Source organism: Burkholderia sp. MSh2 (genome assembly GCF_000731655.1).
GTDB lineage: Bacteria > Pseudomonadota > Gammaproteobacteria > Burkholderiales > Burkholderiaceae > Burkholderia > Burkholderia paludis.
The window spans coordinates 1-18,698 of sequence record NZ_JPGM01000039.1; the positions used below are offsets into that span (position 1 = coordinate 1).

At 72.1% G+C, this 18,698-nt stretch carries 7 protein-coding genes; all 7 read right to left on the reverse strand.

Features of this window, described 5'->3' with window-relative positions:
* On the reverse strand, positions 1-3,297 hold a 3,297-nt coding region (locus tag GQ57_RS24065), incomplete at its 3' end, for a non-ribosomal peptide synthetase (RefSeq protein ID WP_152603341.1).
* 59 nt (positions 3,298-3,356) lie between these two features.
* Positions 3,357-11,294 carry a non-ribosomal peptide synthetase gene (locus GQ57_RS24070; RefSeq protein ID WP_052001470.1) on the reverse strand — a complete coding sequence of 2,646 codons (7,938 nt, stop codon included), beginning with the start codon at positions 11,292-11,294 and terminating at the stop codon, positions 3,357-3,359.
* Between the two features lie 330 nt (positions 11,295-11,624).
* Positions 11,625-12,569 carry an ABC transporter substrate-binding protein gene (locus GQ57_RS24075; protein WP_034199238.1) on the reverse strand — a complete coding sequence of 315 codons (945 nt, stop codon included), beginning with the start codon at positions 12,567-12,569 and terminating at the stop codon, positions 11,625-11,627.
* Positions 12,559-13,536, reverse strand: a complete 978-nt coding sequence (gene fhuF / locus GQ57_RS24080) for a siderophore-iron reductase FhuF (RefSeq protein WP_081896758.1) — start codon at positions 13,534-13,536, stop codon at positions 12,559-12,561. The genes GQ57_RS24075 and fhuF overlap by 11 nt, the downstream gene beginning before the upstream one ends.
* Positions 13,533-15,575 carry an iron ABC transporter permease gene (locus GQ57_RS24085; RefSeq protein ID WP_034199240.1) on the reverse strand — a complete coding sequence of 681 codons (2,043 nt, stop codon included), beginning with the start codon at positions 15,573-15,575 and terminating at the stop codon, positions 13,533-13,535. Before GQ57_RS24085 ends, fhuF begins: the two co-directional genes overlap by 4 nt.
* On the reverse strand, positions 15,572-16,372 hold the full coding sequence (locus GQ57_RS24090; protein ID WP_052001471.1) for an ABC transporter ATP-binding protein: 801 nt from the start codon (positions 16,370-16,372) through the stop codon (positions 15,572-15,574). Before GQ57_RS24090 ends, GQ57_RS24085 begins: the two co-directional genes overlap by 4 nt.
* A gap of 43 nt (positions 16,373-16,415) precedes the next feature.
* Positions 16,416-18,599, reverse strand: coding sequence for a TonB-dependent siderophore receptor (locus GQ57_RS24095; RefSeq protein WP_034199241.1), 2,184 nt, complete (start codon positions 18,597-18,599; stop codon positions 16,416-16,418).
* Between the last annotated feature and the right edge of the window lie 99 nt (positions 18,600-18,698).

Here is an 18,698-nt window from a genome sequence, read left to right on the forward strand (position 1 = left end):
CGGCAGGCGCGTATCCGACGCCAGCAGCACCGACTGGTTCCAGTGACGCGGCCCGTCCGGATGCTCGGCAAAGAACCGTTGCTGGATCGGCGTGAGCGGCAGCGTTCGCGCCACGCCGGCCTGGGCCGGCTTGCGCGCGCCGGGCGCCTTCGGCACGACCGGGCGCGCGACGGCCGCGGCCGCCTCGATCGTCGGATGGTCGAACACCTGCTTCGGCGTGAGGCCGAGCCCGGCCTGCCGCGCCTTCGCGATGATCCGCAGGCTCAGGATCGAATCGCCGCCGATCTCGAAGAAGTTGTCGGTCACGCCGATGTCGTCGCGACCCAGCGCCGCCTGCCAGATGCCGAGCAGCGTCGCCTCGGCATCGTTGCGCGGCGCGACCCGCGCGCGGCCGTCGGCCGCGTCGCCCGCCGGCGTCAGCGCGCGACGGTCGATCTTGCCGTTCGGCGTGAGCGGCAGCGCGTCGAGCACCGTGAAGGTGTCCGGCACCAGCGCATCCGGCAGCGTCTGTGCGAGCGCCGCGCGCAGCGCGTCGCCGCGCAGCCCGGCGCCCGTCGCGAACGCATGCAGCTGCACGCGCCCCGTCTCGTCCTCGCGCGCGATCACGACGCCGTCGCGCACGCCCGGCAGCGCGCGCAGGCATGCGCCGACTTCCTCGGGCTCGACGCGGTAGCCGCGAATCTTCACCTGGTCGTCGCGGCGGCCGAGGAACACGAAGCGGCCCTGTGCATCGAGCCGGCCGCGGTCGCCCGTCCGGTAGAGCCGCGCGCCGTTGCCGGCCGGATCGGGCACGAAGCGTTCGGCCGTCAGCGCGGGCCGGCCCTCGTAGCCGCGCGCAACGGCCGCGCCGCCGATGCAGATCTCGCCGCGCGCGCCGTCGCCGGCCGGATTGCCGTGCGCATCGAGCAACGCGACGCGCGCATGCGCGAGCGGCACGCCGAGCGGCCAGCCGGCCGCCGGATCGTCGCTGCGGCGCCAGGTCAGCGCGCCGACCGTCGTCTCGGTCGGGCCGTAATGGTTCAGCACGACGCAGCCGGGCGCGAGCGCCTCGATCCGGTCGAGCAGCGCGGCGCCCGCCGATTCGCCGCCGAGCACGAGGCCGCGCGCCGGCAGCACCTGTTCGGGACGCGCGGCCTGCAGCAGGCCGCTCAGGTGCGACGGCACGATCTTCAGCAGATCGATCCGGTGCCGCGCGAAATACTCGCCGCACGCGTCGGGATCGAAGCTCAGCGCCTCAGGCGGCACGTGCAGCGTCCAGCCGGCCCACAGTGCGCCGAACAACGTCGTGTGACCGAGGTCGGCCGCGGGCGTCGACAGGTACGCCGCGCGCGCGATGCCGTCCGGCAGCCGCGCGACGACGCCCTGCAGATACGCCGACAGCGCATCGTGGCTCACCATCACGCCCTTCGGACGGCCGGTCGAGCCCGACGTGTAGATCAGGTAGGCCAGTTGGCCGGGCAGCGGCTGCGCGTCGAGGTCGGCGACGTCGGCCACGTCGGCGGCCGCGCCTTCGGCGTGCGGCGCGACGCGCGCGAGCGACGCGGGACGCCACGCGTCGGCGGCCGCGTCGGCGATCACGCATTGCGCGCCGCTGTCGGTGGCCTGCCAGGCGAGCCGCTCGGCCGGCGCGCCGACATCGAGCGGCACGTATGCGCCGCCCGCGCGCCACACGGCCAGCACGGCCTGCACGAATTCGATACCGCGCGGCAGCGCGATCGCGACCCGCGATTCACGCCGCACGCCGGCGGCGACGAGCCGCTGCGCGAGTTCGCCCGCGCGCGCCCACAGCGTGCGCCAGTCGAGCGTCGTGACGCCGTCGGACAGCGCGTCGCGATCCGGCCATGCGGCGACATGCGACGCGATCCGCGCGACCAGCGCCTGATCCGCGGCCGGCAGCGCGCGTGCGGAACCCGCCGCCGCGGCCGCCAGGCCGAACATGCCGAGCGGTTGCGCCGGATGCGCGACGAACGCGGCGAGCAGCGCGCGAAGCTGCGCGCCGACGCGCTCGATCGTGTCGTGCGAAAAGCGGCGCGTGTCGTAGGCGAGCACGTAGTCGAAGCGCGCGCCCGGCGCGACGATCAGGCTCAGCGGGTACGGGTTGCGCCCGTCGGTGTAGCGCATGCCGGGCTCGGCCGCATCGGCCGCGCCGAGCATGCGCACCTGCAGGTCGCCCGCCCGCGCGCCGCTCGCATCGACCGGATAGTTCTCGACCACGACGATGCTGTCGAACAGCGCACGGCCGCCGTTCGCGACGGCCTGGATGCGCGCGAGCGGCACATGCTCGACCGCGCGCAGCGAAAACGCCTGCGCCTGCAGCGCGCGCAGCCAGTCGCCGAGCGTCTGCGACGCGTTCAGCCGCACGGGCATCGGCACCGTGTTGATGAACACCCCGACCATCGCGTCCATCGCATCGATTTCGGCTGGCCGGCCGGCCGCCGTGACGCCGAATACGGCCTCCTCGCGGTCGGCATGGCGCGCCAGCAGCAGCGCCCACGCGGCCTGCACGACGGTGCCGAGCGTCACGCGCTGCGCCCGCGCGAATTCCGCGAGCGCGGCGGCCTCGTCCGCGTCGAGCCGCACGCGGCGTTCCGCGTAGCGGCGCTCCGCCTGCGGCTCGCCGCTGCTCTCGGGCAGCGGCGTCGGCACCGTCAGGTCGGCGAGCGCGTCGCACCAGCGCGCTTCCGCGGCGCCCGCTTCCTGCGCGCCGAGCCAGCGGCGATAGGCATCGAGGCGCGGCGCGGCCGGCAGCTCACCCACGCCCGCCGTGCGCGCGACGTAGCGCGTCATCGCCTCGCGCAGCACGATCGGCAGGCTCCATCCGTCGAGCTGCACATGGTGCAGGCGCCACACGAACCAGTAGCGCGCGTCGCCGACCCGGATCAGTTGCAGGTCGAGCGATGCCGCGTGCGCGAGGTCGAAGCCCGCGGCGCGGCGCGCCTCCCAGTCGCTCGCGAGCCGCGCACGCTGCTCGTCGCCGGACAGCCCGCGCCAGTCGTGGCACGCGCAGCCGGCGTCCGTCTGCCGGTAGACGATCATCGCGGGCTGCGCCAGCCCTTCCCAGCGGAAATCGGCGCGCAGGATCTCGTGGCGCGCGATCACGTCGCGCCACGCGGCGTCGAACGCCGGTTCGGACACCGTGCCTTCGAATTCGAACACGTACTGCGAGTAATACGGATCGTCAGCGCCGGCCTGCAGCGATTGCGTGATCAGGCCCGGCTGCACGCCGAGCAGCCGGTGCAAGGATTCGATGTTGCTCTTGCGGCGGAAATCCGCTTGCGTCGGGTTGGTTTCGCTCATCGTTAATAAGAATCGTTACCGTTTTGTGTCGGAATGCGCCGCCCGAAGGCGGCGTCGCGTCAGTCGCCGATCTGGTCGAGCAGCGCGTCGAGATCGTCGTCGGCGAGGTCGCTGTCGAAACCGGACGGCGCAGGCTCGTCGGGCAACGGCGCGAGTCCGTCGGGCCGCGCCGCGATCAGCGCGGCGAGCAGCACGTCGAACGCGTCGACGATCGCCGTCGCGTGCGCGGCATCGATCAGCGCCGGCAGGTAGCGCCAGTCGATCGACAGCACGCCGTCGACGACGAGTGCGTTCATTTCCAGTGCGTAATGGCATGCGGCGTCGGCACTCAGCGCGTCGCCGGCATGTTCGCCGGTAGCCAGCCGCATCGGGCCGCGCCGGTCGCCTTCCTGTCCGAACTGGCCCAGGTAGTTGAAGCTCACCTGCGCGCGCGGCAAGGCGCGCACCGCCGACCGCTCCGCTTCAGGCGCCAGGTATTCCAGCACCCCGTAGTGCATCCCCTTGTGCGGCACCGCGCGCAACGCCGCCTTCACTCCGGCCAGCGTCCGTGCGCCCTCTCCCTGCGACGCGAACCACACCGGGTAGCGCGTCGTGAACCAGCCCACCGTGCGCGTCAGGTCCGCGCCTTCCACCACGTCCTCGCGGCCGTGCCCTTCCAGCTCTACCAGCACGCCCTGCTCGCCGCTCCACGACGACAACGCGTCGACCAGCGCCGCCACCAGCACTTCATCCACCCGGCTGCGATACGCACCCGGCACGTCCTGGAGCAACGCGCGCGTGCTCGCCGCATCCAGGCTCCGGCGAATCAGCCGGCTCGCGCCCAGCGTCGCGTCCACCTCCGTCAGCGGCGCCGCCAGCGGCAGGCCGCCACGTGCGCGCCGTGCGTCATCCCAGCCCGACGTCGGCGCCAGTTGCGTGCGCCACGTGTCCAGCTCGCCGCGAACCGCATCACTCTGTGCATGCGCCGCCAGCGCGTCGCTCCACTCGCTCCAGCTCATGCTGCGTTCCGGCAGCGCCAGCGGCGCGCCCGACGACACCTGTTCGTAGGCCTGGCCCAGCTCCTCGAGCAGCACCCGCCACGACACCCCGTCCACCGCCAGGTGATGCACGACCAGCAGCAGGCGCGACCCGCCTTCCGGCAGGTCGAACAGCGTCGCGCGCCACAGCGGCCCGTGCGCCAGATCCAGCGACGCCTGCACCCGCGCGCCGTGCGACGACAGCGCCGCGCGCCAGTCGCCTTCGCCCGTCAGGTCCACACGTTCCAGCTCGAAACGCTCCTGCGCCGCCACCTGCTGCGTCCAGCGACCCTGCCCGTCGCGCGCGAAGCGCAAACGCAGCGCGTCGTGACGGCTCGTCACCGCGCGCACGGCCGCTTCCACCCGATCGGCCGGCAGGCGCGTATCCGACGCCAGCAGCACCGACTGGTTCCAGTGACGCGGCCCGTCCGGATGCTCGGCGAAGAACCATTGCTGGATCGGCGCGAGCGGCAGCGGGCCCGCGATCTCGCGATACGCGCGCGCCACGGCCTGCTCCGGCACGCGCTGCGCGAGCGCGGCGATCGTCTGGTGCTCGAACAGCTCGCGCACCGTCAGCATCAGGCCGTCGGCGCGGGCGCGGCTGATCGCCTGGATCGCCTGGATCGAATCGCCGCCCAGCGCGAAAAAGTTGTCGTCGACGCCGATGTCCGCGCGGCCGAGCACGTCGCGCCAGATCGCCAGCAGCCGCGCTTCGCGCGCATCGCGCGCGGCGGCGGGTTCATGCGTCGTCGCGACCGGCTCGATCCGCGGCTGCGGCAGCGCGCGTTTGTCGACCTTGCCGTTCGGCGTGAGCGGCAACGCGTCGAGCACGACGACGGCGGCCGGCATCATGTACGCGGGCAAGCGCAGGGCGAGCGCCGCATGCAGCGCGTCGCCGGCCGCGTCCGCCACCGCGTACGCAAACAGCTTGCGGTCGTCGCCGGTCCCGCCGACGATCGCGACCGCCTCGCGCACGCCCGGCAGCGCACGCAGCGCGCCTTCGACTTCGGGCAGCTCGATCCGGTAACCGCGCAGTTTCACCTGGCGGTCGTCGCGGCCGAGATAGTCGACCGCACGCGCCGGATCGCCCGCGCGCACGCGGCACAGGTCACCGGTCCGGTACAGCCGCGCACCCGGCGCGCCGAACGGATCGGGCCTGAAGCGTTCGGCGGTTGCCGCCGGGCGGCCGAGATAGCCGCGCGCGAGCGCCTCGCCGCCGAGGCAAAGCTCGCCTGCCGCGCCGTCCGGCATCGCATTCCCGGCCGCGTCGAGCACATAGGCCGCGCGCCCCGGATACGGCGTGCCGATCGTCACGACCGGCGCATCCGCATCGGCCGCGCCGGTGTGGCGGCTCAGCGCCGAGATCGCGGCTTCGGTCGGGCCATAGGTGTTCTCGAAACGCACGCGCCCCATCGGGCTCGCGAACCAGCGCGCCAGCGCCTCGCCGTTCAGCGCCTCGCCGCCGACCGTGACGAGCCGCATCGCGGCCGGGTCGGCCGGCAGGTCGCGCAGCCATTGCTGCCAGAACGCGGTCGGCAGATCCGCGACCGTGACGGCCTCGTCGCGCAGCACCGCGTTGAATTCCGGCCAGCTCCACAGGTCGGGGCCGCGCAGCACGACGCGCGCGCCGACCGTCAGCGCGGGCAGCAGCTGTTCGAGCGACGCGTCGAAATTGATCGTCGAGAACTGCAGCACGCGGTCGGCCGCGTCGATGCCGAAGCGCGCGAGCATGTCGTCGACGTGCACCGACAGCGCCGCATGCGTCATCGCGACGCCCTTCGGCTTGCCGGTCGAGCCCGACGTGTACATCACGTAGGCGAGCTGCAGCGGATGCGGATCGTGCGGCGGCGCGGCCGGCAGCGCGGCGTCGGCGAGATCCTCGACCACGTGCAGCGTGAGCCCCGCGAGCACGTCGCGCAGTTGCGCGGCGCTCGCGCGGTCGACCACGACGTGCGCGATGCCCGCATCCTCGACGATCTGCGCAAGCCGTTCGACCGGATATCCGGGATCGAGCGGCACGAACGCGGCGCCCGCGCGCCAGATGCCGAACAGCGCGGCGACCATCGACGGCGACCGCGCGACGCACAAGCCGACGCACGTATCGACGCCGGCGCCGGCCGCCCGCAACGCGGCGCCGATGCGCGCGGCGCGCGCATCGAGCGTCGCGCGGTCGAATTCGGCCTCGGCCGGCGTGGCCGGCGAACGCAGTGCAATCGCGCCCGGCTGCGCTTGCGCCTGTTCGAGCACGCGCGCGGGCACCGACCGGTACGGACGCGCGGCGGCGGCCCCGGCCGGCACGGCGAGCGGAAGCGCGCCGAGCGCGCACGCGGGCGCGTTCGCGACGAATCGCGCACACGCGACGAAGTGATCGGCGAACGCATCGATCGTCGCCGCATCGAGCACGTCGGTCGCATAACCGAACGACAGCCGCAACGCATCGCCCTGGTCGGTCACGTCGAGCATCAGGTCGAACTGGGCGGTCTCGCCGCCGAGCACCGGCAGGTCGAGCGCATCGACGGTGATGCCCGACAGCGTCGCGAACTGGCCCGGCGGCACGACCTGCAGGTTGAACATCGCCTGGAACAGCGGCGTGAGCCCGAGATCGCGCTGCGGCTGCAGCGCGTCGACGAGCTGCGCGAACGGCACCGACGCGTGCGCCTGCGCGTCGAGCACGGCGGCGCGCGTCTGCGCGAGCAGCGTGTCGAACGGCTGGTCGGCCGCGACGTCCGCGCGAATCACCAACGTATTGATGAAGAAGCCGATCAGCGACTCGGTCTCGAGCCGCTCGCGGTTCGCGACCGGAATGCCGATCCGCAGATCGGACTGCCCGCTGTAGCGATGCAGCAGCGCTTCATAGCACGCCAGCAGCAGCATGAACAGCGTCGTGCCGTGACGTTGCGCGGCATCGCGCAACACGCGCGCGTCGGCGCCGGCGAGCCGGCGAATGCTGCGTGCGCCCGCGCCGGTGCGCTGCGCGGGACGCGGCCGTGCGAGCGGCAGCGCGAGCACGGGCTGTTCGTCGCCCGCGAGACGTTCGAGCCACCACGCGAGATCGGTCTCGCGCACGCCGCTCGAGCGTTCCCAGTACGCGTGATCCGCGCACTGGATCGGCAACGGCGGCAGCACCGGCTCGACGCCGCGCCGCGACGCCTCGTAGCACGTGCACAGCTCGTCGATCAGCAGGTTCATCGACCAGCCGTCGGACACGATGTGATGCATGACGACCGCGAGCACGTGCTCGTCGGGGCCGGTCGACAGCAGCGCCACACGCAGCAGCGGCCCGTGCTCCAGATCGAACGGCTCGCGCACGCAGGCGCGCAGCGTGTCGGCGAGCGCGTCGGGCGCCACCGCCCCGGCGCGCCACGCATAGCGGACGTCGGCGCCGATGCGCTGCACCGGCCGGCCGTCGACCGCGACGAACGTCGCGCGCAGCGCGTCGTGACGCGCGACGATGCGATCGAACGCCGCGCGCAATGCGGCCGCGTCGAGCGCGCCCTTCAGGCGCACCGCGCCCGGCACGTGATAGGCGGGGCTGTCGGGCTCGAGTTGCCACAGCACCCACATCCGTTCCTGCGCGAGCGACAGCGGCGCATCGTCGGTATCGGGACGCCGCGCGATCGGCGCGGGCGTGTGCATCGAGCGCACCGCGCCGTCCGGGCGGGCCGCCGCGTCGCCGTGCTTCAGACGCGCGATTTCCGCCGCGCAGTCGCGCAGCACGGGCAGGTTGAATACCTGTTGCAACGGCAGCGCGACGCCGAGCCGTTCGCGCACGCGCGCAACGACCTTGACCGCGCTCAGCGAATGACCGCCCAGTGCGAAGAAATCGTCGGCGGCCCCCGGCGCGGCGCTGCCGAGCACGTCGCGCCAGATCTCGGCGAGCGCGATTTCCGCGGGCGTCGACGGCGCGACATGTTCGCGCGCGCCGGCCGATGCGACCGGCTCGGGCAGCGCGCGCACGTCGAGCTTGCCGTTGAGCGTGAGCGGCAGCGCATCGACCTGCATGAACGCGGCCGGCACCATGTGCGCGGGCAGCCGCTCGGCCGCGAACGCACGCAGCGCGCCCGTGTCGAGCACCGCGCCGACCCAGTACGCGACGAGCCGCTTGCCGCCCTGCGGATCGGCGCGCGGCACCACGACGACCGAGCGGATGTCCGGATGCGTCGCGAGCACGGCCTGGATTTCGCCCGGCTCGATCCGGAAGCCGCGAATTTTCACCTGCGCGTCGTTGCGGCCGACGTATTCGAGTTCGCCGTCGGCATGGCGCCGCGCGACGTCGCCCGAGCGATACAGGCGCGCACCGGGCGGGCCGAACGGATCGGGCACGAAGCGCTCGGCCGTGAGCGCCGCGCGGCCGAGGTAGCCGCGCGCGAGGCCGGCTCCGCCCACGCACAGTTCGCCGTACACGCCGAACGGCGCGGGGTTCAGGTCGGCGTCGAGCACCTGCAGGCTCAGGTCGGCGATCGGCTCGCCGATGAAGCTCGGCGCGTGCGCACGGGTCGCGTCGGCCAGCGCGATGTCGCGCGCGGTCACGTGCACGGTCGTCTCGGTGATCCCGTACATGTTGACGATGCGCGGCGCGCGCGGGCCGCGCCACGCGAGCCAGCGCGCGAGCGACGACGGTTCGAGCTTTTCGCCGCCGAAGATTACGCAGCGCAGGTCGGGCAGCGGCGCGTCGAGTTCGAGTTCGGCCTGCGTGAGCGGCAGGAACGCGGACGGCGTCTGGTTCAGCACGGTGACGCGCGCGTCGCGCAGCAGCGCATGGAAATCGCGCGGCGAACGCGCAACCCAGACCGGCACGATCACGGCGACGCCGCCGTACGACAGCGCGCCGAACAGTTCCCAGACCGAGAAATCGAACGCATAGGAATGGAACACGCTCCATGCGTCGTCCGGGCCGAAGCCGAAGTCCGCATGGGTCGCGTCGAGCAGGCGCACGACGTTGCGATGCGTGACGCCGACCCCCTTCGGCCGGCCGGTCGAGCCCGACGTATAGATCACGTAGGCGAGCTGGTCCGGCTGCGGATCGGGCAGCGCGAGCGTCGCGGGCGCTGTAGCGGCGCGCACGTCGTCGTCCGATACGACGATGCAGTCGAGCCCCGCGAGCAGCGCCGCGAGGCGCGCGTGCGATGGCGCATCGACGACGACACGGCGAATGCCCGCATCCTCGACGATGTAGCGCAGCCGGTCCGGCGGATACTCGGGATCGAGCGGCACATAGGCGCCGCCGCTCGCGAGCACGCCGTACAGCGCGACGGGCAGCACCGCCGTGCGCTGCACGCAAACGCCGACGCGTTCCTCCGCACCGACGCCCGCGCGCACGAGCCGCGCGGCGAGTGCGCGGACCGCGCCGGCGAGCTGCCGATAGTCGAGCTGCGCGTCGGCCGCATGCACCGCGCGCGCATCGGGCCGTTCGCCGGCCATCGAGAACATCCGTTCGGCGAGCGACACGAACGGCCAGTACAGCGGCGCCCGCGACGGGGCCGCCGCACCGACCTGCAATGTGCCGAGCGCGATTCCGCCCGCCGCGCCGACGATCTGGTCGACGAGGCTCGCGTAGTCGTCCGCGATGCGCGCGACCGTCGCGTCGTCGAACACGTCGGTCGCATAGATGAACGCGCACTCGATACCGCGCGCGTCGTCGCGGATGTCGAGCGTGATGTCGAAACGCGCGACGGGCGCATCGGCGCGCCACTCCGACGCGCGCAGCCCCGGCAGCGACGGCAGCCCGTCGCCCGCGACCTCGAGCAGGTTGAACATCGCCTGGAACACCGGCGTCACGCCCGGCACGGGGGCCGGCCGGAGCGCCTCGACGACGCGCGCGAACGGCACCGACTGATGCGCGAGCGCGCCGGCGATGCGCTGCTGGATCTGCGCGAGCAACGCATCGAAGGTCGTCGCGCCGTCGAACGTCGCATCGACGACGATCGTGTTGACGAAGCAGCCGATCAGGTCGGCCGTCTCCGCGCGCTCGCGATTCGCGAGCGGCATGCCGATGCGCAGCGTGCGCTGGCCGCTGTGACGCGCGAGCAGGATCGCATAGATCGCGAGCAGCACCGCCGACACGGTCGCCCGGCGCTCGCGCACGAACGTGCGCAGCGCCTGCGTGCGTGCGGCATCGAATGCGCGCACGACGCGCGCGCCGCGCGTGTCGCGCACGCCGTCGCGCGTGCGGTCGTACGGCAACGCGAGCGGATCGAGCGGCTCGCCGAGCCGCTCGCGCCAGTAGTCGAGATCCGCCGTTTCACGCGCGGCGTCGCGCCATTCGCGCTGCCACACGACGCAGTCGCGAAACTGCACGGGCAGCGGCGCATGCGCCGCGGCGCCGTCCGCATAGGCCAGTGCGAAATCGCGCACGAGCACGCTCATCGACCAGCCGTCGGAGATCACGTGGTGCATCGTCAGCAGCAGCAGATGCGCGTGCTCGCCGAGCGCGACGAGCGCAATTCGCCACAACGGGCCTTGCTCGAAGTCGAACGGCCGGGCGGCGAACGTTTGCGCGAACGCGGCGACGCGATCGGCCGGCGCGATACCGTCCGCGCCCCGCAGGTCGTGGTACTCGCAATAAGCCGCCGCAGTGGCGCGATCGAACGCATCGACGACCTGCGCGGCTTCGCCGTCATGCTCGACGATGCGCGTGCGCAGCGTCTCGTGGCGCTCGACGAGCGCCGCCACGGCCGCCGCCGCCCGCGCGACGTCGAGCGGACCGTCGAGGCGGACGCCGCCGCTCATGTGATACGCCGCGCTGTCGGGTTCGAGCCGCGACAGGAACCACAGCTGGGTCTGGCTGTCGGAGAGCGGCGCGCGCGCCGTCGACGAGGCGATCGGCACGATCGGAAGCTGCGCGGGATCGATCCGCAATTCGCCGACGCGGGCGCGCAGCAGCGCCCGCTTGTCTTCGGGCAGCGACGCATAGCGCAGCGAGATCGCGTGACGATCGGGAGCGGCGGCGGCCGCGGATTCCTGGGCGGATGGCTGATTCATGATGGCGTCGTGAAAAGCATCTGTGACATGCCGCGCGAAAGCGACATGGGCGTCTTCCTCAGATGACGAATGACGACGGAAATTATTCAGAAAAATCGCGCGCGAACCGGCGCGCGAACCGGCAGGAGGCCGGCCCGCTTCGCGCGGCGCGGGTTCGCGGGACCGCGCGGGAATGGCGGGGTCTGAAGAAAAAAACGCGGTGTCGACGACAGCCGCGCGCCGGTCGCGTGACGCGACGCGGCGCGGTGAACCGATTCGATCAATCGATTCGGTAGACGAGCGACGAACGGCAGACGACGCACGCGCGCGGCGCGTGCGCTGCCTGCCCCGTCAGCCCGCCGGGCGGCGCGCGATGCCGTTCAGCGCCGCGTCGACGCGCTCGACGAACGCGGTCATCGCGACGGGGCCGCCGAACGTCCACGTGCGGCGCGGCATGAACGCGACGCGTCCGGCCTCCACCGACGGCAACGCGCGCCACAGCGGCTCGCGGTACAACGGCGCGTCGGCGCCGTCGAGCACGAGCAGCATCCAGTCCGGATGCGCGACGAGCGCGTCGAATCCGAGCCGCACGCCCATCCGCCGCTCCGACGTGCCCGACCATGCATTACGCAGGCCGACGTGGTCGAGCAGCGCGCCGACCGAGCTGCGGCGATCGAAGCCCCAGAAGCCGGCTCCGCCCGACAGCGGATTGACGAGCGCGGTCGGCTGGCCGTCGAGCCCCGCCGCATGCACGTGCGCACGCGCGGCCGCGATCGCCGCATCGAGACGGTCGCGCACGGGGCGGGCAGCCGCGTCCGCGCCGACCCGCGTGACGAGATCGTCGAACACGCGCGTCAGCCGGACATACGCATCCTCTTCACCGGGGGCCGGTTCGAGATCGTAGATCACCGTCGGCGCAATCGCGGCCAGCCGATCGGCGATCCGCGCGTGACGCTGCGCGTAGCCGACGATCAGGTCGGGACGCAGCGCGGCGATCGCCTCGAGGTCGGGCTGCTGGCGCGTGCCGACCGAGACGACGCCTTGCAGCTTGTTCGCGTCGATGCCGACCCAGCTACGGTAGACGTCGGGGTCGGCCGCGCCGACGAGCGGCACGTCGACGCTCAGCAGCGCTTCGGTGAACACGAATTCGAGCGACACGATCCGCCGCGCCCGCGCGGGCAGATCGGGCGAGCGCACGCCGAGCGGCGTCGCAACGACGCGTCCGCTGCCGGAGCAGCCGACGAGCGGCAGCGCGAGCGCGGCCGCGATCACGCGACGGCGATGTTCATTCACCATGCGCCCTCCCCGCGTCGGCATGGTCATGCCCATGACCGTGCCCGTGGTCGTGGTCGTGGTCGTGGTCGTGGTCGTGGTCGTGGTCGTGGTCGTGGTCGTGGTCGTGGTCGTGGTCGTGATGATCCACGTACTCGGCGAGCCGCGCAAAATGCGCGTCGCGCTCGGCAATCGGCAGCTTCTTCAGCAACGGGCAGGTCGTGCAGTACTTGTAGTGGTCGTCGAACGCGTAGCGCAGGCAGCAGTTGCGCCGCACGCGAAACGGCTCGGGCGCGAGCGGATGCACGTCGTGCTGCATCCGGAACGCATCGCGGTACGGATTCGCCGTATGCGCATCGAACAGGTGCGCGCCATCGAGCAGCGCATCGCGCTCGGCCAGCGCCGCCTCGGCGAACGCCGGCACGTGCTCGGCAAGCGACAGGAACACCGAATCGATCCGCGACGCGAAATTCACCCACAGAATCTCGCGGCTCAACCCGCTCGCGCGATGCAGCGCGTCGACGGCGGCCGGAAACGTTTCCCCGAGCAGCGCGCCGTAACGCGCCGCGCGGCTGCCGTGCGTCGGCCGCAGCGTGCGGGCAATGCGCGCGCGCTTCGGATAGCCGTCCGGCGCGAACGCGAGCGCGTCGAGCGACAGGTCGGGAACGGCGTCGGCAACGAGCGCCGGCACCGCGACGAGATACAGCATCGTGCCTGCGAAGTAGATCGACCATTCCGACGCATACGCGCGCATCAGCGCCGCACGGCGCGCGGGAGTCGTCGCGCTCGCCGCGCACGCGGATCGCTCGCCCGCCTCGCGATCGCGTTCGGCCGCGCGGGCGAGTTCGGCCGCCAGCGCGTCGGGGTCGCGCAGGATCGCGCCCGGAACCGTGCGACGGCCGTCGTCCTCGAACGTGCAATAGTCGCGCAGCTCCGCGAGCGCGGGGCGCGCGAGCAGCGCGCCGAAATCCGGAGCGGTGGCCGTCATCATCGCGCCCGCCTCAGATAGCTGCGTGCGAGCAGCCACAGGAAATACGGCGCGCCGAGCGCGGCCGTCAGGATGCCGAGCGGCAGGTCGCGCGGCGCGAACGCGACGCGGCCCACGCAATCTGCGACGCCGAGCAGCAGCGCGCCGATCAGCATCGCGGCGCCAATCTGCGCCCGCTGCCCGCGCAGGCCCGCGAGGCGCGCGGCGTGCGGCGCGATGAGCCCGGCGAACGCGACCGGCCCGGTGCCGGCCACGGCCGTCGCCGTCATCAGGCTCGCGACCGCGAGCAGCGCGAGCCGCGCGCGCGGCACGTCGAGGCCGAGCGCCGATGCCGACGCGTCGCCGAGCGACAGCAGCTCGAGCCAGCGGCCCGCGCGCCACGCGAACGGCAGGCTCGCGAGCGCCCACGGCAGCATCGCGGCGAGCGCGCCCCAGCCTTGCGCATAGGTGCTGCCGACGAGCCAGCTCAGCGCCTGCGTGATGTGCACGTGAAACTGCAGCAGCACGACGTTCAGCACCGCCGCGAGCAGCGCCGCGCAGGCGAGCCCGGTCAGCGTCACCCGCATCGGCTCGAGCCCGGTACGCCAGTTCAGCGCGACGACGAACCCGAGCGCGGCCGCACAACCGGCCCACGCGAGCGGGACGCCCCACCACGCGACCGACGCCGTCGCGCCCGGGGCGACCAGCATCACGATCAGCATCACGAGGCTCGCGGCGGCCGTGCCGCCGAACATTTCGGGGCCGGCGAGCGGATTGCGCGTCATGCCCTGCAGCAGCATGCCGCTCGCGCCGAGCAACGCACCGCCCAGCATCGCGATCAGCGTGCGCGGCACGCGCAGCCCGACGATCTCGAGCGCCTCCGGCCGGCCCGCGATGAAGTCGCGCACCAGCACGCCGAACGGCACGCCGCTCGCGCCGTGCGAAGCCGTCAGCAACGCGACGACGACGAGCGCCAGCGCCCCGGCGATGAAGAAGCCGCGCGGCGCGGCGCGCGTGCGGGCCGTGCGTTCGACCGCGCCCATCATCAGGCGCGCCGGCGTCGGCGCCGCGGTGCGGCGCAGGATCATCAGCAGCACCGGCGTGCCGATCAGCGCGGTCGTCACGCCGAGCGGCATCAGTCCGTCGTCGCCGGCCGCGATCACGACCGCGTCGGCGACGAGCAGCAGCACCGCGCCCCACAGGGCCGACAGCGGCACGAGCCGCGACGGCCGGTGCACGCCCGCGCTGCGCAGCAGGTTCGGCGCGATCAGGCCGACGAAGCCGACCGGGCCCGCACGGCCGATCGCGACCGCCGTCAGCCAGGTCGCGAGCAATACGCACAGCGCGCGCAGCGCCTGCGGCCGCAGCCCGAGCAGGCTGGCCTGATCGTCGCCGAGGCGGATCAGGTCGAGCCCGCGCGCGAGCAGCAGCACGAGCGCGAAGGCCGGCAGCGCCAGCACGCACGCGATCGCGACGCCGTCCGCGCCGATCTGCTGCAGCGAGCCCGTGCTCCACAGCACGACGCTCACCGCCGAATCGTCGCTGAGCGTCAGCACGAGGGTCAGCAATGCATTGAGCGCGAGCGCGACGGCCGCGCCGGCCAGCGTCATCCGCAGCGGCGACGCGCGCCAGCCGCCCGCGACGCCGAACGTCAGCGCGGCGGCCGCGAGCCCGCCCGCGAATATCGCGGGCGACACCGGCAGCGCGGGCCAGATGAAGGTCGCGACGAGGCCGAGTTGCGCCCCCGTCGTCACGCCGAGCAGGTCGCTCGATGCGAGCGGATTGTGCGTGACGGCCTGCAGCATCGCGCCCGCGATGCCGAACGCGGCGCCGGCGAGCGCGCCGGCGAGCACGCGCGGCAACTGCGCGTCGACGAACAGCCGCCACGCCGCGCCGTGCGGATCGGCGAGCGCCGCGAGTCGTTCGACCGGCGCGCCGTATGCGAACAGCGCATTCCACGCGAGCATCGCGACGAGCGCGACGACGCTGGCCGCGACCAGGGCGGCAAAGCCCGCGCCGTCGCGCACGCGCGCGGCGGCGGAAATCGGTGCCGCGCCGCTCATGTACCGAGCCTCGGCAGGCAGACCGGTTCGCCGTCGACCGTGAAGCGCCGCATCGGCGTCTCGAACACGGGTTCGAGCACGTCCGGCTGCATGATCGCGTCGGGCTCGCCGCGCGCGCGGATCGCGCCGTCGCGCATCAGCATGATCTCGTCGCTGAATGCGGCGGCCTGGTTCAGGTCGTGCAGCACCCATACGACGGTCAGCCCCATCTCGCGCGCGAGATCGCGGATCAGCTTCAGCACGTCGACCTGGTGGTGAATGTCGAGGAAGGTGGTGGGCTCGTCGAGCAGCAGCACGCGGCCGCCCTGCGCGAGCGCCATCGCGATGAACGCGCGCTGCCGCTCGCCGCCGGACAGCTCGGCGAGATCGCGCTTGCGCAGCGCGTGAAGATGGGTGCGCTCGATCGCGCGCTCGACGGCGTCGCGATCGTCGGCGCCCGGCCGGGCGGCGATCCCGGTGTAGCAATAACGCCCGGTCGCGACGAGTTCCTCGACGAGCATGCCTTCCGGCACGAGCGGATTCTGCGCGAGCATCGCGAGCCGCTGCGCGCGCTCGCGCGGCGCGAACTCGCCGAGCGGCCGGCCGTCCAGCCACACGCGCCCGGCGGATGGCTTGATCAGGCCGCCGAGCGAGCGCAGCAGCGTGCTCTTGCCGCAGCCGTTCGGCCCGCAGAGCGCGGTAATGCGGCCGGCTTCGAAGCCGACCGACAGATTGTCGAGCACGACCCGCGCGCCGAGCCTCACGTGGAGACCTTCGGCGCGCAGGACGGGCGCGACCTGGACATCGTTCATGCGCATGACGGCTCCCTGGCGACGGCTTGCGAGCACAAAATCATGCTGTTTACCACGAATAGCGCGCAGTCAGCAGCACGTTGCGACGCTGACCGTACTGGCAGCGCGTGGTATTGCCGCAGCGGGCGACATAGGTGCGGTCGAACAGGTTGTTCGCCGACAGCACGAAGCGCCAGTGCGGAATGTCGTAGTGAACCGCCGCATCGGCAACCGTGAACGAACCGACGCTCAGCGAGTTGTCGCTCGTCGCATAGCTCGAACCCATGTACTGCACGCCGGCGCCGAAGCCCATGCCGCGCAGCGGGCCGCCCGACAGCGTGTAGTCGAGCCACAGCGACGCGACGTTGCGCGGCGTCGCGGTCGGCGTCTTGCCGACCGTCGGGTCCGCCGAGCTGCCTTGCGTGATCTTCACGTCCTGCAGCGTGTACGCGGCAAGCAGCTTCAGGTTGTCGGTCAGCTCCGCGGTCGCCTCGAGCTCGAGGCCGCGGCTGCGGATCTGGCCGGTCTGGACGTTGCCGGTGGAAGCCGGATCGGGCGAGGCCGTCAGCGCGTTGTTCTGGCGCAGGTCGAACAGCGCGGCGGTCAGCGTCGCGTTCATGAAGGTCGGCTGGTACTTGACGCCGACCTCGACCTGCTTCGAGCGCAGCGGCGTGTACGGGTTGCCGTACGCGTCGTTGCCGATCACCGGCTGGAACGACGTCGAATAGCTGACGTACGGCGCGAAGCCCGAATCGAACAGGTACATCAACCCGGCGCGGCCGCTGAACGCGCTGTTGCGCTGCGACGTGCTCGTGCCGCCGAGATTGTCGTCGGTGCGCGACGACACCCAGTCCTCACGCCCGCTCAGCACCAGCACCCAGCGCTTGTACTTCATCTGGTCCTGCACGTACAGGCCGAACTGGCGCTGCACCTGGCGCATCTGCGTGTCGTTGAACGACGGCGCGATGACCGGATCGTTGAGGGTGGTCGGGTTGTACAGGTTCAGCGCGTAGCCGCGGTACGTGTACCCCTCGTTGTCCATGAAGTTCTGGTTCGTGTAGTTGAACCCGAACAGCAGCGAGTGTTCGACCGGGCCCGTCCGGACCTTGCCGAGCAACTGGTTGTCGATGTCGACGACGTTGAAGCTCGACTGCAGGTTCATCGCCGCGCGCTGGATCGTCTGCTGGTCCGCGCTCAGCGAATAGCCGAACAGCGCCTGGTTGTTGAGGTCCAGGTGCGAGTAGCGGAAGTTCTGCTTGAACGTCCAGTCGGTGCCGAGATGATGCTCGAAGAGGTACGCGAACGAGTACTGCGTCTTGTCGTAGTTCTCGTAGTTCGGGTTGCTGGTCGCGAGGCTCGTCGGGATCCGCTGGCCGAACTTCGTCGGTGCGACCGTGCCGTAGTACGGCAGGAAATTGTTCGAGTCCATCGTGTCGTCGCGCAGATAGCTCGCCATCAGCGTGAGCGACGTGTCGGCGTTCGGCCGGATCGTCACCGACGGCGCCACCAGCGTGCGCGTGCCGTGCACCGAATCGACCTGGTTCTGCGAATAGGTTTCCTGCGCGATGAAGCGGTACAGCACGCGGCCGTCCGCATCGACCGGGCCCGACGTGTCGACGCCGACCCCGTAGTGGTTGTAGCTGCCCGCCAGCAGGTCGACCTGGCCGCGCTGGTAGTCGGTCGGCATCTTCGACACCATGCTGACGACGCCGCCCGGCTCGCCGAGCCCGTACATCACCGACGCCGGCCCCTTCAGCACCTCGATGCGCTCGAGCTGGTACGGGTCGACGCGCCACTGGTCGAGGGCGCGCCCCGCCACCGCGGGCATCCGCGTGCCGTCGAGGTAGAAGAAGTCGGAACTGAAGCCGCGAATGTTGAACGCGTCGTTACGCGTGTCGTTGCTGTAGTAGGTCGTCACGCCGGCCGTGTAGTGCAGCGCGTCGTTCAGGTTCGTCACGTTGCGTGCGTCGAGCTGGTCGCGCCCGATCACCGACACCGACTGCGGCGTTTCGTGCAGCGGCGTATCCGTCTTCGTTGCCGACGCGCCCTGGTACGCAACGAAGCCCTGCACCGGCCCGGTCGCGGTTTCCTTGCGATCCTTCACCGCGATCGTCGGCAGCACGCCGTTCGCCGCCGCACCCGACGCCGGCGCTGCCGGCGCGGCGGGTGCCGCATCGGCGCCCGCATCCGCCGCCCCCGCCGGCACCATGTTCACCGCCATACCCACCAGCACGGCAATCGTCTTCTTCTGCATCCCTGCTCGCATCGCTTCCCCGTTTATCCATTGCGCGCCGAAACCGCCCTGGCGCCCCCCTGCCCCGACCGGTAACAGACCGGCATCCCAAAAATAACC